The 16197-nt window shown below is 48.8% G+C and carries 13 protein-coding genes; all 13 read right to left on the bottom strand.

The window, feature by feature from the left end:
- Positions 1–23: 23 nt before the first annotated feature.
- The 13 genes from METTU_RS04250 to METTU_RS21560 all read right to left on the bottom strand — a co-directional run bounded on the left by METTU_RS04250 (position 24) and on the right by METTU_RS21560 (position 16189).
- Positions 24–515, bottom strand: coding sequence for a CvpA family protein (locus METTU_RS04250; protein ID WP_006890070.1), 492 nt, complete (start codon positions 513–515; stop codon positions 24–26).
- Between the two features lie 16 nt (positions 516–531).
- Entirely contained in the window at positions 532–1494 is a 963-nt protein-coding gene (locus tag METTU_RS04245; RefSeq protein ID WP_006890069.1) for an SPOR domain-containing protein, read from the bottom strand.
- A 9-nt stretch (positions 1495–1503) separates the two neighbouring features.
- Positions 1504–2775: a bifunctional tetrahydrofolate synthase/dihydrofolate synthase gene (folC, locus tag METTU_RS04240; RefSeq protein ID WP_006890068.1), complete on the bottom strand. Its 1272-nt coding sequence runs from the start codon at positions 2773–2775 to the stop codon at positions 1504–1506.
- 13 nt (positions 2776–2788) lie between these two features.
- Entirely contained in the window at positions 2789–3757 is a 969-nt protein-coding gene (gene accD, locus METTU_RS04235; protein ID WP_081466921.1) for an acetyl-CoA carboxylase, carboxyltransferase subunit beta, read from the bottom strand.
- A 40-nt stretch (positions 3758–3797) separates the two neighbouring features.
- Positions 3798–4601 (bottom strand): tryptophan synthase subunit alpha, encoded by an 804-nt coding sequence (gene trpA, locus METTU_RS04230; RefSeq protein ID WP_006890066.1) that lies wholly within the window; start codon positions 4599–4601, stop codon positions 3798–3800.
- Positions 4598–5800 (bottom strand): tryptophan synthase subunit beta, encoded by a 1203-nt coding sequence (gene trpB, locus METTU_RS04225; protein WP_006890065.1) that lies wholly within the window; start codon positions 5798–5800, stop codon positions 4598–4600. Before trpB ends, trpA begins: the two co-directional genes overlap by 4 nt.
- Positions 5797–6429, bottom strand: coding sequence for a phosphoribosylanthranilate isomerase (locus METTU_RS04220; RefSeq protein ID WP_006890064.1), 633 nt, complete (start codon positions 6427–6429; stop codon positions 5797–5799). Before METTU_RS04220 ends, trpB begins: the two co-directional genes overlap by 4 nt.
- A gap of 242 nt (positions 6430–6671) precedes the next feature.
- Positions 6672–7301: a DUF2231 domain-containing protein gene (locus METTU_RS04215; RefSeq protein ID WP_254257817.1), complete on the bottom strand. Its 630-nt coding sequence runs from the start codon at positions 7299–7301 to the stop codon at positions 6672–6674.
- A gap of 294 nt (positions 7302–7595) precedes the next feature.
- The gene (truA, locus tag METTU_RS04210; RefSeq protein ID WP_006890062.1) at positions 7596–8399 is read right to left on the bottom strand and encodes a tRNA pseudouridine(38-40) synthase TruA; all 804 of its coding nucleotides are present in this window, start codon (positions 8397–8399) and stop codon (positions 7596–7598) included.
- A gap of 30 nt (positions 8400–8429) precedes the next feature.
- Positions 8430–8936 carry a L,D-transpeptidase family protein gene (locus METTU_RS04205; protein ID WP_006890061.1) on the bottom strand — a complete coding sequence of 169 codons (507 nt, stop codon included), beginning with the start codon at positions 8934–8936 and terminating at the stop codon, positions 8430–8432.
- Between the two features lie 69 nt (positions 8937–9005).
- On the bottom strand, positions 9006–10340 hold the full coding sequence (gene rlmD, locus METTU_RS04200) for a 23S rRNA (uracil(1939)-C(5))-methyltransferase RlmD (protein WP_006890060.1): 1335 nt from the start codon (positions 10338–10340) through the stop codon (positions 9006–9008).
- Between the two features lie 2 nt (positions 10341–10342).
- Positions 10343–10930, bottom strand: coding sequence for a YdbL family probable chaperone protein (locus METTU_RS04195; RefSeq protein WP_006890059.1), 588 nt, complete (start codon positions 10928–10930; stop codon positions 10343–10345).
- A gap of 336 nt (positions 10931–11266) precedes the next feature.
- A complete protein-coding gene (locus METTU_RS21560) occupies positions 11267–16189 on the bottom strand; it encodes a response regulator (RefSeq protein WP_006890058.1) in 4923 nt (1640 codons plus the stop codon).
- Positions 16190–16197: the final 8 nt, after the last annotated feature.

The following is a 16197-nucleotide window of genomic DNA, read 5'->3' as shown; positions in this document are numbered from 1 at the left end:
TTTGTAGAGATTAGCGAAAGAAATTAACGATAACTGATGTATTCCGCCATGCCTGACGAAAGGTGATCTCGCAACCATACGGCGAGCAACTGAAAAGGTGGAATCAATGTTGACTCTGTCCACCATGAATCCTTGGGCAAGGGCGTCAATCCCGCCAGTATGACAACGACAGTAACGACAATCATGCCGCGAACAACGCCAAAAACCATCCCGCCGAAACGATCCATAAAGGTTAACCCGGTTTTCTTAGCCAATACGCTCAATAGAAAACCGATTAAACCGCCGAGACTCAACGTGATTGCAAATAAAGCCACAAAAGAAGCAACCATTCTGGCTGACGGGTGGCTGATAGTCGATTCCAGAAAACCGGAAAACTCACGACTGAACATCAAGCTCACCCAAATTGCCAGCATCCAGAATACTAATGAAAAAACTTCCTTAGTAAATCCACGCAGCAACCCGCTGACAAAGAAAATAAAAATAAGCCCGATAAGGGTAAAATCGATCCAAATCATGCTGTTACTAAGCGCGTCACTCGGAAATCAGGATTGCCTTTATGTTCTGCTTATCCAGTCTTGCTTTCATTGCGGCCGCCTTTTTTCCGTCAAGTTCCGGGCCTACCCGGAGCCGATATGAAGTTCCTTTATCTGTTTGAACGGTATCCAATGAGGCGGGCAAACCTTGTTCATGCAAACTTTCCCAAAGAGACATTGCATTTTCTTTTTTACTAAAACTGCCTAATTGAATGTACCAACGCACCAATTTCGGAGTCGCTTTGGGCGGTACAACTACCGGTTTTTTCGCTTCCGCTACAGCGGCAGCCAAGCTCTTCGCGCTACTAGGCTGTTTAAGAATCGGTTGCCGTGCAGCATCACCCACAGCTGCTTTGGGTGCATCCATTGACGGTTCAATTTCAGGCTTTTTAACCGTTAATTTTATCGGCTCTACGACTTTTTTAACCTTTACTGGCTCTTTTGTTTCTACATGAGATTCTCTGGCCTGCATTTTGGGAGCCATGCTTTTGCGGATGCCATCCGCAGTAGCGTCTGTAGATAAAGGCTGCTCAGCGGGAGTCTGTTTTAGCCGCGATTTTGGCTGGCTGTCTTCAGGCTCAACGACTTCTTCCGCACCGGCATCCTCTTTGGTATAGCCTTCAGATTCGGTATACAAAGACTCTTCGGAACGCCCCTGTTTCGGCTGACCGGCTACAGGTTCATCGATAACTTCCTCTGCTGCACCGGTACTCTCAAGCGTATCGCCGGAGGCTTCAGTAGATAAAGGCTCCGGGTCCGGCAACTTTGAAATCTGTTCGGCACTGGTCGGCAACTTACCGGCTGTGTTTGCGCCTGAATCAGCTGGAGCGGGAATACTCAACTCACTGACTAACTGACCGCTATTATCGACGGGATCATCGAACAGCATGGGGATAAAAATAGCACAGAGTGCCGTAACAACGACGGCACCAATCAAACGTTGTTTTAATTCATGATCCATTTCGTCTACTCACTTTTTCTCAAATTCAACCAAGCACTCAGATACCAAAAAAAAAGATCCAAAAACCAATAACAGATCACCTTGTTGCGACTGGTTCTTTGCAGCAGAAAATGCTTCAGTAAAGTCGGCAAAACCAAAAGAAACATTGGACACCGAACTTTGTGAAAAAATCTCACGCATAACGGACTCCGAAGCGGCTCTAGGGTTTGCCAACGGTGCAAAAAACCAGTCGTAAACCACAAAATTCATAATTTCAAGGACACCGGCAATATCCTTGTCTTTCATCATTGAAAAAACAGCATGGATGCGCCTGCCTGGGAAAACAGTCGTCACATAATCGGCCAGCGTCCTGACTGCCTGGGGATTATGCCCCACGTCCAGCAGTACTGGAATTTCGCCATCAATCAGTTGAAAGCGCCCGGCTAACCGGACATTTGCCAGTCCCTGTCTAATCGATGCTTCAGTTACCGGTAAGATTTCAGCCATCTTCGTCACCGCTAAAATGACCGCGGACGCATTATGATACTGATGCTCCCCTTTTAGACCCGGCTCCGGCAATTGTAGCATTTTCCGGTCAGCAAAAAACCAATCCCACCCTGTTGCCCGCTTTTTATAACTAAAATCTTTATCAATACAATACAGCAAGGCATGCTGTTCAACAGCACTCTGCATCAATGATTCCGGGGGATCGGGATCACCCGTGATAGCGGGAATTGCGGCCCGGAAAATACCGGCCTTTTCCCGTCCTATCGCTTCTCGTGTACCGCCCAGCCACTCAATATGATCGATACTGATGCTGGTGATCAATGCCACGTCGGGATCGACAATATTGACAGCATCCAGTCGCCCGCCCAAACCGACTTCAAGCAATTGCACATCGACTCCGGCACGCTGGAATATATCAAGCGCCGCCAGTGTGCCGAATTCAAAATAGCTTAATGAGGTATTGCCCCGTACCGACTCTATTCTTGCAAATGCCTCGCAGATTTTGTCATCCGATACCGGTTTACCGTCTATTTTTATTCTTTCATTATATTTCAGAATATGCGGCGACGTATAAGACCCTACCCGATAGCCTTGCGCCGTATAAATGGATTCAAGATAAGCGACGGACGAGCCTTTGCCGTTGGTTCCGGCAACAGTAATGGTCGGGGGTTTGACATAATTGGGATTAAGCGCATGAAAAACCTGTGCCGCCCGCTCCAAACCTAAATCAATTACTAAAGGATGTAAGCTTTCCTGCCACTTCAGCCAACCCTGTAGTGAATCAAAACGTATCATTAACCGATATTTGTCAGTCTTCCTGATCCGGGTGATGTTCAACATCATCCGCTTCAACTTGAAATCCCCCTGCGCCTTCGGCCTCCCCCTTTGTCAAAGGGGGACTGAGGGGGATTTTGTCTCTACCCGCCATCAACATAGCTAAGATACCGGCTATTTTATCGCGCATTTCACGTCTGTCGATAATCATATCGATAGCGCCATGTTCCTGTAAAAACTCGCTACGCTGAAAACCTTCCGGCAGCTTTTCCCGGACGGTTTGTTCGATTACACGGGGACCGGCAAAGCCGATCAAGGCATTGGGTTCTGCAACATTAATATCGCCCAGCATCGCCAAACTGGCTGAAACGCCGCCCATGGTCGGGTCGGTCATAAACGAAATATACGGAAGACCCGCCTCGGACAACTTGGTTAATGCCGCGCTGGTTTTCGCCATCTGGAACAAGGAAAACAGCGACTCCTGCATACGCGCGCCGCCACTGGCCGTAAACACAATAAACGGCACGCCCAGTTCCAGGCTCTTGTTGACGCCACGAACAAACTTTTCGCCGACCACCGAACCCATTGATCCGCCCATGAAGCCGAAATCAAAAGCGGCTGCAACAATATCACGGCCTTTTAGCTGACCTTTCATCACCACCAGCGCGTCGCTTTCTTTAGTCTGTTTTTGCGCCTGAGCGATTCGGTCTTTATATCTCTTACTGTCTTTGAATTTTAACGGATCGACAGGCTTAATATTTTTGCCTATTTCTTCATGGTCGCCTTCATCCAAAAACATATTCAACCGCGTCCTGGCCGAGATGCGCATGTGATGCTCGCATTTTGGGCAAACGCTAAAATTTCTTTCCAACTCCGTGTTATAAAGAATTGCATTACAGCTAGGGCATTTATTCCACAATCCTTCGGGCACAGCGCCTTTTTTATTCGACCCTTCGGTTCTAATTGTTGAAGGGATTAACTTCTCAAACCAACTCATTCGTATGCCCCATCGTATTTCATCATCGTATTCCAAACCCTGTCTTTTAGCTATCCATTGCCTGGCGCATGGCGACCAATAACTCGATTATTTCTCTTTTAGCGCGTTCCGGATCATCCGGGTTTGCTTCGACTTTACTGATCAGAGCGCTGCCGATAACCACGCCGTCACCCAAACCTGCAACCGTCTTGGCTGTTTGTGCGTCTTTGACGCCAAAACCGATCGCCACAGGCAATCGCGTATTCGCCCTGATTTGCTTGAGCTTGGTTTCGACGTCCGCCGTATCCAAATGCCCGGCGCCGGTTACGCCCTTCAACGAAACGTAATAAAGGTAACCGCTACCGGCAGCATCCATCTTTTTAATACGCTCATCCGTACTATTGGGAGCCAACAGAAAAATCGGGTCAATATCACGCGCCTTTAACAAAGCAACGCATTCTTCCGCTTCTTCCGGCGGCAAATCAACGGTTAAAACACCATCGATCTCAGCGCGTTGTGCGGCATTGGCAAAATCTTCATAACCCATGGCTTCAATAGGATTCACATAACCCATTAACACCACCGGCGTTTGTTGATTGGTTTTTCTGAATTCTGCCGCAATAGCCAATGTGCGTCTTAAGCTCATTTTATGCTCTAAAGCGCGCTCACTGGCTCGCTGAATAACCGGGCCGTCCGCCATAGGATCGGAAAACGGCACACCCAATTCGATAACATCAGCACCGGCCTCAACCATGGCATGCATCAACGGCAAGGTGAAATCAGGCCTGGGGTCGCCTGCAGTAACGAATGGGATTAACGCCTTACGGCCTGTTTTGGATAACTGTTCAAATGTAGCGGCTAATCGACTCACAGCTCTATCCCCTCGCGTTGCGCCATCGTTTGCATGTCTTTATCGCCACGACCGGACAGACAGACAATGATAATTTCATCTTTTTTCATGGTAGGTGCAAGCTTCATCGTGTAAGCCATAGCGTGACTCGATTCCAATGCAGGAATAATACCTTCCATCCGGGTCAAAGCATGGAAACCTTCCAATGCTTCGGTGTCGGTAATATTGACATATTCCGCTCTGCCGGTATCTTTCAGCCATGCATGTTCAGGACCGACACCCGGATAATCCAGACCGGCTGAAATGGAGTGCGTCTCGATGATTTCACCATCGTCATCTTCCATCAGATAAGTCCGGTTGCCATGCAGTACGCCGGGACGACCTGCGCATAGAGGCGCGGAATGACGACCTGTTTCAATGCCGTCGCCGGCCGCTTCAACACCGATCATTTTTACTGAACTATCGTCAATAAAGGGGTAAAACAAACCGATTGCATTCGATCCGCCGCCAACACAGGCAACCAGCGCATCCGGCAAGCGTCCGGCCTGATCCAGGCATTGCTGTCTTGCCTCACGGCCGATGATCGCCTGAAAATCCCTGACCATCGCAGGATAAGGATGCGGACCTGCAACCGTACCGATAATATAAAAGGTATTGTCGACGTTGGTCACCCAGTCTCTGAGCGCTTCGTTTAACGCATCTTTTAAAGTTTTTGACCCGGATTCAACGGCGACAACTTTCGCGCCCAGTAACTTCATCCGATATACATTCAAAGACTGCCGTGCAACATCAACAGCGCCCATGTAAACCACGCACTCCAATCCCAGCCGCGCTGCAACCGTCGCCGTCGCCACACCATGCTGGCCGGCTCCGGTTTCAGCAATAATACGGGTCTTACCCATGCGTTTAGCCAATAAAGCCTGACCAACCGTATTGTTTATTTTATGTGCGCCGGTATGATTCAGGTCTTCGCGCTTTAAATAAATCTGCGCGCCGCCAAGCTCTCGACTCCAGCGTTCGGCATGATATAGAGGCGAAGGTCGACCTACGTAATGCTTTAAATCAGCATCCAGTTCCGCCATAAATTCAGGATCGTTTAAATACCGCTGATAAGCGGCATTCAATTCCTGAATCGGTGGAATCAATGTTTCCGCGACGAACATTCCGCCATACGGGCCAAAGTGTCCCCGCTCATCGGGCATATTATATTTTTCTGTCATATTATTATTCTGTCACCCTCATTAACTTCACGTATGAATGCCGCCATTTTCAGCGCATCCTTAACACCTTTTTCCGTTTCCACACCGCTGCTGACATCCAGAGCATAGGGTCTTACTGTCTGCACCGCCTGCCTGGCGTTACTCTCATCCAAACCGCCCGCCAGTACAATAGGCAAGGCGCACTGTTCAGGAATCCTGTTCCAGTCAAACCGGCTGCCCGTACCGCCTTTCGCTCCCGGATGATAGGCATCCAGCAGCAACCCTGCCGCATCATGATATTGCCGGGCCAAGCCTGAAATATCGATGCCTTCCTGCATTCTCACCGCCTTCATATAACGTTTGCCGTAAAGCCTGCAAGCTTCAGCGGGTTCATCGCCATGAAATTGCAGGCAATCTATCGATACCCGCTCCAGAACCTCGCGTATCCGTGCTTCCCGCTCATCAACAAATAAAGCGATGACTGAAACAAACGCAGGTAAAGCATTAACAATTTCAATAGCTTGATCAATACCCACATTTCTTGGACTGGGCGGATAAAACACCAAACCAATTGCGTCTACGCCTAATCGAGCAGCGCAAACAGCATCTTCAACACGGGTAAAACCGCAAATTTTAACGCGAGTTCGCATAAAGTGATATGAGAAATTTAACCAAAAAAAGCTAGCCGCCTAGAATAACATAAAATGACATTATGATTTGCCTGTAATCGTCATTAATTTAGCTCATAAAAAACAACCGCACCAACAAAAAAGGCCGATGCAATATCGGCCTTGTGCTTAATAACACTAAAAAATGCAGTGAGACTGAGTTTGCAATACAACCCAGAAATTTCAAAATGCCTTTAAATTTAAGCGAAAAAACTACTCTTTAATTAATGCTCATGTTCATGATGCTCGTGGTCATGAACATGCTCATGACCACCAACATTCGGAACTTGAACCGCTTTAACAGCCACGCCATATTTGTAAACCATCAATCCGCCTAAATCAGCGCCCAGCATCATTAGCATACAAAGCAACCCCGCTAATATAAGGAAAAAACCGTTAGCTCCGCCCTGAATTATTCCACCGCTTTTCAAGCGCCAGGCCGACAATAAAATCGCCAAAGACAGTACGGATACGCCAAAATGTTCATGCCGTTCCATGATCGCATGAACATCGTCCCCATGCGCTACGGAACCTGCGGCAATAAAACCGGCGGTTACCGTAAATACGGCCGCTACGGTACCAAAATAAAGCAGCCACCCGGCGACGTTACGCCAGTGTTGTTTTTTAGCCAGCGTCCCGACCACGTCCAAAGCAAAAAAAACCGATAGGAATGCAATGGGAAAATGCACCAGCAATGGATGAATATTATCCATATTGGCAATGCCGGGCATTAAAGCCGAAAAAATACCTTTAGAATCAAGAGCCGAAAGCTCTTCAAAAAAAGCCAGCAGACTTGCAATGCTGTCGGCAATGCCGTCACCGTGCTCGGCTCCGCCATGAATTTGAAAAGACATAAAGTTATTCATATTAACCATCACTATTATTTATAAGGAAAACAATCTACTTGATATTTGGACAATTGCAAATAAGTAAGAAGCATTGCAATGCAGTTAATTCCGGAAAAATTAATTTATCCACGAAAGCCAAAAGCAGGCGACACAAAAAGCACGAAAGAAAGAAGCGGAAAGGCGAAAGTAATTAAACTACCAAGTTACTTGAGACTCATCGACAGACGTTACGAGCGCTATGGTGCGACCCTTTGCCCTTCGCCTTTTTTCGTGTCTTTCGTATTTTTTGTGGACTCATCATTAATCATGCCGCTTGGCACCAACCGGCAATTTATCAAACACAGCATGCTTGGCAATGCCGTAATGCTCGGGATAATAAACCGCGCCCAGATACAAGCCATAAGGAGGTGCCGTGACACCGCCCAGTTTGCGGTTTTTAACCTCAAGCAACTCTTGCGTCCAGCTTTCATCCTGCTTTCCAGCCCCTATGTCCATTAATACCCCGGCAATATTCCTGACCATATGGTGCAAAAAAGCGTTGGCGGAAATATCGATAATGACTTTATCGTCGTCCCGATAAACATCAATAAAATACATCTCCCGGCAAGGACTTTTGGACTGGCAACCTTGCGCCCTGAACGTGGAAAAATCATGCTTGCCGATCAGATGTTGCGCAGCCCGGTGCATTTTATCGGCATCCAACGGATTGTGATGCCAAGTCGCCTGATTACGTAATAACGCCGATTTGATCGGCCGGTTAAGAATGACATAGCGATAAAAACGCGCAATGGCGCTGTATCTGGCATGAAAATCGCCCACCGCCGGTTTTACCCAGGTGATCCTGACATCATCCGGCAGATTGCTGTTACCGCCCAGCACCCAGGTGTGCAGTTCGCGCTCTACTTTTGCGTCAAAATGCACGACCTGCTCAAGCGCATGCACACCGGTATCGGTTCTTCCGGCGCACTGCACGGTAACCGGATGATTGGCGACTTTCGATAAGGCCTGTTCAAGCACCTGTTGGACACTGCGCTGATGAGTTTGCCATTGCCAGCCTGAAAATCCGCTGCCATCGTATTCAATGCCTAAAACGATACGCGTCATCCAAGTCCCTTTACGCTTACAAAAAAACAGCTACTCATGAATATAAACCTTAACTCCAACCTCAATCCTATTAAACAAATCCAGCACATCGGCATTTTTCATCCGAATACAGCCATGCGATTCAGGACTGCCGTTCATCAACTCATCAGGACAACCGTGGATATAAATATACCGCCAAGCGCTATCGACGTTGCCGTAACGATTCTTACCCGGCTCCAGCCCGCCCAACCACAAGATCCGGGTCAAAATCCAGTCGCGTTGCGGATGCTGCCTACCCAAATCGGCACTGTAAATTTCACCGGTGGCGCGCCTGCCGACAAAAACCGAGTTTAACGACCGACCCTCGCCGATTTTGGCCCTGATCTTATGCCAGCCGGTAGGCGTGCATTCACTACCCATCAGTTCGCCAGCGCCATTTTTGGCGGTGGAAACGGCATAACACTGCACCGGATGTCCATCCGCATAAACCGTCAGTTGCTGGCTGGCAATACAAATATCCAGATAATTCTGCATATCGCCTGGCTGATTATTTTTCATTTAGCGCCCAAGCCCTATCCGAATCAGAACGTCATATTTCGATTTAACAAAAATGAGTCATTACGTTGTTTATTTTTCAAATAAAGCCATCGACTCGACATGCCCGGTCTGCGGAAACATATCCATCACCCCGGCTTTAACCAGTTTATAGCCCAGCTCATTAACCAGAATTCCCGCATCACGGGCGAGCGTTGACGGATTACAGGACACATAAACAATCTGCTCGGGCTGCCATTTTTTAAAATGATGCAAAACATCGGACGCACCGGCCCTGGAAGGATCGAGCATGATTTTGTTGTATTTCCGGTTAGCCCAGGGCTGATCGCTAATATCCTTGCTTAAGTCGGCCGCGTAAAACTCGACGTTTTCGATGCCGTTATGACGGGCATTTTCCTTGGCGTGATTGACCAAGGGCTGGTCACCTTCCACGCCGACCACATGACCTGCAAATTTAGCCATCGGCAAAGTGAAGTTGCCCAGGCCGCAAAATAAATCCAGCACCGAGTCGTTTTCATTCAACGCCAAAGTCTCCAGCACCCGGTTGATCATTTGCTTGTTAATTTCATAATTAACCTGGGTGAACATGGCCGGTTTGAATTTAAACTCCAAGCCTTGATCCGGCAGCGCATAAGTCGGTATCAGTTCCGGCTCGCCATCCAACGGCACGATGGTATCAGGACCTTTGGATTGCAAACACAGAGATATGTCATGCTCATGAGCGAACTCACGCATCCGTTCCTTATCGGCATCGGTCGGCGGCTCCAGCACCCGAAAAGACAACACGCATTGCTGATCGCCGATGGCCACTTCGATCTGCGGAATTTTATCCTTGATGGTCAAACCACCGATCATTTCCGACAAGGCCATCAGTTTAGTGCCGACGACAGGATGCATGACGATGCAGCTTTCAATTTCGGCCAAATACGGATGCCGTCTTTCCCTGAACCCCACCAGCACCCGGTTTTTTTTCTCGACATATTTAACGCCCATCCGCGCTTTGCTGCGATAACCCCAATGCGGGCCTACCAACGGTTGCCAAAGCTCCGGTATTTCAGTCTTGCCGATGCGCTTGAACTGATCGACCAGCAAATCCTGCTTGATCCGGATTTGCGCAGACGCTTCGACATGCTGAAAACTGCAACCGCCGCATACGCCGTAATGCGCACATAACGCATCAACCCGATCGGCCGCGCGACTTAACAGCGTGACGACCTTGCCTTCCGCATAATCCTTGCGGCTTTCGGTATAAATAAACTCCACTTCCTCGCCCGGCAACGCCTCATCGATAAATATCACCTTACCATCGACGTGCGCCACCCCTCGCCCATCATGGGCCAACGATTCTATAGTGACTTTAACCGGCGTTTCCGGTAACTGCTTTCTCGCTCTTCTTCTATTTGCCATGTCTATTTTTGTTTCCAGCTTCCTGAGGATTGATACCACCAGCCCGCTTGAGCATTACTCACCCAGCGACCGGCAAAAGTTGATTTGATTTGCGCCGCCCAATCGGGATGGCCGTTGGCATTGGCAATCGCCTGATAAAGATTTTGCCGGTCGGCATTTTCTGCGGCGACCAGTTTATTGACCTGATTCCTGTCTTTAAGCGGCACGCTTTCAGCATCCCTGACCGCCAACAGGCCGTCCGCCTGAATGCCGATAAAACCCGCCGCATACAAAGGTTGCAGACTGGCAAAGCGGCTTTCCATGGCGGCGCGCAACTGTCTGATTTCAGCGCTATCGATTGCCAAGTCCGCCTCATCGGCCTGCGCTGGCGACACCACCACATTGATTGCACTATCAATCACCTGATAAATACTCGCCTGCCAATCCGGCAAACTGGCCTTAGGCTTGGGTTCCGCTTTCTGTGGGACGACATTTTGAATGTCTTTGATGATTTCATCCGCCGCTTTTTCAGCAGCGGCAGCGGGAAAATAAATGTTGATGGTGACACAGGCAGTCAACAATAACGCGCTTAATACGGATATTTTTCTCATAACGCTCTCCAAATTATTCAATGCTTACTTGATCTGATGTCGAAACACGCAGTAATCGCGCCATTAATACACCCCAGTCACGGCGAGGATTATAGCCGATCACATCAATCCGTGGCAGACCGCCGCCGGTAATAAACCGGAAAAAGGGGGATGGTGTCGGATATTCTACAGAAGGATATGCGGATAAAACCGAAAGTTATCGCCTGCGAAAAAAAGCTGGACGATTTTTCCCGCACTGAATCGTGGTCGCGGAACACCGGCATGTCTTACATCGGATATGCGGGACATTTTTTTCCGCCGCCTAGATCAGGATAAGTTCAGGGCTAAACCGCATGGTTACCCGGCATCGAGGGGATTGTAGAAATGGTAGCGGTTCTTGCCCGATTGCTTGGCGGCATACATGGCTTGATCGGCATGGCCTAGCAGCACGTCCGGGTCATTATCATCGTTAGGGAAAATGCTTACACCGATGCTGGACGTAAGCGAAAACGATTGATCCTGAATGCAAATCGGCAAGGCAATGACCTCATGTAGTCGCTTCAGGGTGGCTATACATTCCTCCTCGTGATTTAAATTCGGCAGCAATACCACGAACTCATCGCCGCCCAGACGGGCGACGGTATCCCCTTCACGAAGGATGTTGCCCATCCGCCGCGCCATTTCGATCAACACCTGGTCACCGGCTTGATGCCCCAAAGTATCGTTAACGGATTTGAAACCATCAAGATCCAGATAACAAATACCCAATATTTTTCGCTCACGTTTGGTTTGACTGACCGCCTGTTTCAGGCGATCAGCCAACAACACCCGGTTGGGGATACCTGTCAAGGCGTCATAATGGGCAATGCGCTTCAATTCCTTTTTATGCCGCTTGATCAACAGCTGGTTATGCACCCGCATTAAAGTAATGCCGGGACTGATGGGTTTACTGATGTAATCCGCCGCTCCCAGTTGTAGACCATAGGTTTCGGATTCCTGATCGAACGCGGCAGTCACAAAAATCACCGGAATATCACAGGTAAGCGGATTTTCCTGTAAGCGTTGGCATACCTCGTAACCATCCATCACCGGCATTCTGACATCAAGCAGAATGAGATCGGGATGAGGGGCACACTGCGCTATATCCAGTGCCCTCTGCCCATTGCCGGACACCTTGACTTGGTAATCCTGAGTTAGCAGTAAAGCCAGTACTTCCAGATTAACGCGCGTATCGTCGACGATCAGGATAGTGGGGCGCGGGTCTTGAGCTGATGTTTCAATTTCCTCATTTGGCACGTCCATGAGTGCGTTCAGCACAGATTTGGCCTTAGGATAATCGGTATTCAGAATGTATTGGACCAGGGTATTGTATTCCGCCTGTTTGTCATCCGAAAAAAGCATTTTGAGCCGGGCGAGCAGCTCGTCGTTGATAAATCTGTCATTGGCAAGCAGAGCGTCCAGTTCGACCATAAGTTGCCGATAAGTCGATACATCCCCGGCCGGAAACGCAACGGATGCCGATTCAGGATGCCTAAAATCCGGATTGAGCTCAGCATCCCGGCTCTGCAATGCTGGAACAGCGGGTTTGACCCAGCGAGTCAACGTCGGAAAAAACTGCTCCCAATCAATCGGCTTGCAAATATGATCGGTCATACCATTGGCTAGACAACGTTTTCGATCTTCCGCCATCACGTTGCCCGTCATGGCGATGATCGGCAGATCAGCAAAACGCGGATCGGCACGAATAATACGGCTGGCTTCAAAACCGTCCATTACCGGCATCTGGCAATCCATTAACACCATTGCATAATCGTTCTTGTCGATCATGGCAATCGCTTCAGCTCCGTTAGTGGCGAGATCGACCCGAATGCCTTCATAACCCAGTATATCCGGCATCATTTCCCGGATGGCCAAATCATCCTCCACGAACAGCAGATACACATTGTTCAGCTCCGGGTACTTATTCGACTTAACCGTTTGCAAAGCTGACTGATTAAACTCGCTCACGGCCTGCAAGCCGAGAGTGACTATAAAATAAAAGGTACTGCCAAACCCCAAACGGCTTTCGATGTTGATAGTGCCGCCCATGGCTTCGACCAGCTCCTTGCTGATGCTCAGCCCCAGCCCGGTACCGCCGTACTTGCGAGTGGTCGAGTCATCGGCTTGATTGAAAGCAGCGAACAAGTGGCTTTGTTGCTCTTCGTTCAGGCCGATGCCGGTATCGATAACACTGAAGCACAAACAGGCCTCTTTAGCATCAGAAGCCTGTAACTGCACCTGTAGTGTGACGCTGCCCTTCTCGGTAAACTTGATGGCATTGCTCAACAGATTGAGCAGCACCTGCCCCAGCCTTAGCGGATCGCCGATCAAGGTGGTTGGCACATCCGGGTCAACCTCAAAGCGCAGCGCCAATTGTTTACTGTTTAGCAGTGACGACGTTACGTCATCCAAATACTGCATGACCGTCTCAAGCCTGAATTCGGTGTATTCCAACTTGAGTTTACCGGCTTCGAGTTTGGAAAAATCCAAAATATCGTTGAGTATGCCCAGCAACCATTTAGCTGAGGAGTTGATTTTATAGAGATAATTGCGCTGCTTTGCCGTTAAATCGGTTAGCAAAACCAAATGGGTCATGCCCATGATGGCGTTCATCGGAGTGCGAATTTCATGGCTCATGTTGGCTAAAAACGCGCTTTTGACTTGTACCGCGGCCAACGCCTGCAAGGTCATGTCTTGAAGCTCCTCCGTGCGTTTGGCAACCTGATCTTCAAGATTAGCCTGAATCCGCTGGAGTTGGCGAACACGCCATAAATAGGCAGCCAGCAACAGACTTAATAATAAGCCGACCACGAATGTCCGGAACCACGCTGTTTGCCAATAATCTGGAGTAATAGTGATGGGCAAGCTGACCCCCGTTTCATTCCAAATTCCAGTGTTATTACTGGCTTTGACGCGGAACAGATACTGCCCTGGATCAAGATTGGTATAGGTTGCAACACGGTTGCTGCTATCGGTTTCCATCCAGTCCTGATCAAAACCTTCGAGCTTGTAAGCGTAACGGTTGTGCTTGGGATCGGCGTAATGCAGCGCCGAAAAGCGCAGGGAGAACATCGACGTCTGCCGTGACAACGTCAAAGCCTTAGGTTCGGTCACGCTGCCTTCCAGATTAACATCGGCATTCTTAAAGTCATCGGCAAGCGAACGGTTGAGCACACTGATGTCGGTTATTGCAGCAGACGGTGGCGTCTGGTTGTACCGAATTCGCTCAGGGTGAACAATGCCCAAGCCATTGCTGTTTGCAAAATACAGCGTACCGTCCCGGTGCAGTATCTTCGATGACACGCCGGCCTTACCCGCCGCATAATCCCCTTCGGTAAGATAGTGATTACTAAACTGCATTTTTGTTTGGTCAAAATACGACAATCCCGCAACGGTACTGAGCCAAAGCTTTCCTAAATCATCAACACCGATCGATAATACATTGTCGGAACCTAAACCATTATGGCTATCGTAATTGCGAAAGCTTATGCTGCCGTCTGCCGCAACTATTGCCTGGCTAATACCGTTGGTTGTGGCCATCCACACGACGCCATGACCGTCCTCCTGCAAATCTCTTATAAAGTTACTCGCTAGGCTGGCAGGGTTGGCAGGATCGAAATGAAAATTTTGGAATTGCCCGGTGGCGGGATCAAGCACCCCCAATCCTCCGCCTGATATTTCACCGCCCCCCACCCAGACCTTCCCGGAACGGTCAACTAGAAGCGCTACAATGGAATTGTCAGCAAGACTGTGAGGATCAAGCGGATCGTGATGAAACTCTCGAACAACGCCTGAAGTTGAATTATATTCAATCAAGCCGCCGCCAGTACCCAACCATAGTGTGCCATGAAGGCCCGGGGCAATTGTATTCACGAAATTATTGGCAATACTACCCAGCGGTATTGTTTGAGCTCGCTCCTGCCGGAGATCATAACGAATTAAGCCATTACGGGTGCCTATCCACAGCGGCCCCTGAGGTTGTTGATACAAACTATAAATAGTACCGCTGGGCAATCCGTGTTCAGAGGTATTCTTGGCGACCAGTTGTTTGACAATCTGCCGGGTTTTAGGTTCGATCAACAACAATCCAGACCGATTACCTAACCATAGTTGCCCCGAATCAGCAGCGGCCATCCCTGTTAATACGTTATCGGCTTTGTCGTCTATGCCTTTCATTGTTCTTGGAACCAGTTGTTCAAATCCGTCAAAGGACAAATCAACGCGGCTAATTCCATCCGCAGTGCTAACCCAAAACGCCCCAGAGCGATCCAACAATAATGAAAAAGCCTGATTGCCAATAAGGCTGTTTGGATCTTGGTATTGATGTTGGTAACTGTCGAATTGTTGTCGAGCCTCATCCCAACGCAGTAAGCCGTTTAAAGTTGCTATCCAGATAGTTCCCGAGCTGTCTTCGACAAAATCGTAAGCCCTAAAATTTCCAGAGATTCCGGGGATCGGCAACTTCTTTTTCTGTGTCCAATCCTGCCCGGATTTCCAGAGCTCAATCCCGGCCTCAGACCCCATCCACAAGCGTTGCTGACTATCAACAAACAAAGCTCTGATATTATTTGCGCGCGGAGCATTGTCATGAGAGTCGACTTGATAATGTTGAAATTGGGTACTACCCGCAGGCAGATAATCTATGCCTCCAGGCCAAGTTGCAATCCATAGACCACCCTGCTTATCAAGTACCAGCGTGTCGACGTTATCCCTGGCCAGGCTATCGGACTGAGCAGACTCATGCCGATAAATGCGAAATTGTCCCGTGTCGGGATCAAAGTGCTGTAGTCCCTGCCGTGTGGCTAGCCATAATCCGCTTTTGCCATCCGAAACGATTTTGCGAATTTGACGATTTTCCAGCGGATCGCCCTGTTCGGCCTGTGGCTGGTATGTTTTAAAAGTATTGGTTTCGGCTTCAAAAAGTGCCAGGCCATCGAGAGTGCCAAGCCACAACCGGTGTTGTTGATCCTCAAACAAGCTAGTAACTGTATCGTGGGGCAAGCTGCCTTTAGTGTTCGGAACATGTTGAAAATATCTGGATTGATAGCCGTCGTAACGATACAGGCCTGAGTTCGTACCCATCCAGATAAAGCCCTGATGGTCCTGAATCATAATCGATGGTGGACTGTACTTTATAACACCGTTTAAGGTAACGAAATGCAACTCAGGTGCTGTCGCATAAGCTACAGGAATCAATATCGACAGCCAAACCACCAACAAAGATAGTAGCAAAATGGGCATTTTTTTTC

The organism is Methylobacter tundripaludum SV96 (assembly GCF_000190755.2).
Classification (GTDB): domain Bacteria; phylum Pseudomonadota; class Gammaproteobacteria; order Methylococcales; family Methylomonadaceae; genus Methylobacter_A; species Methylobacter_A tundripaludum.
This window is presented reverse-complemented; position numbering and strand designations above follow the sequence as displayed.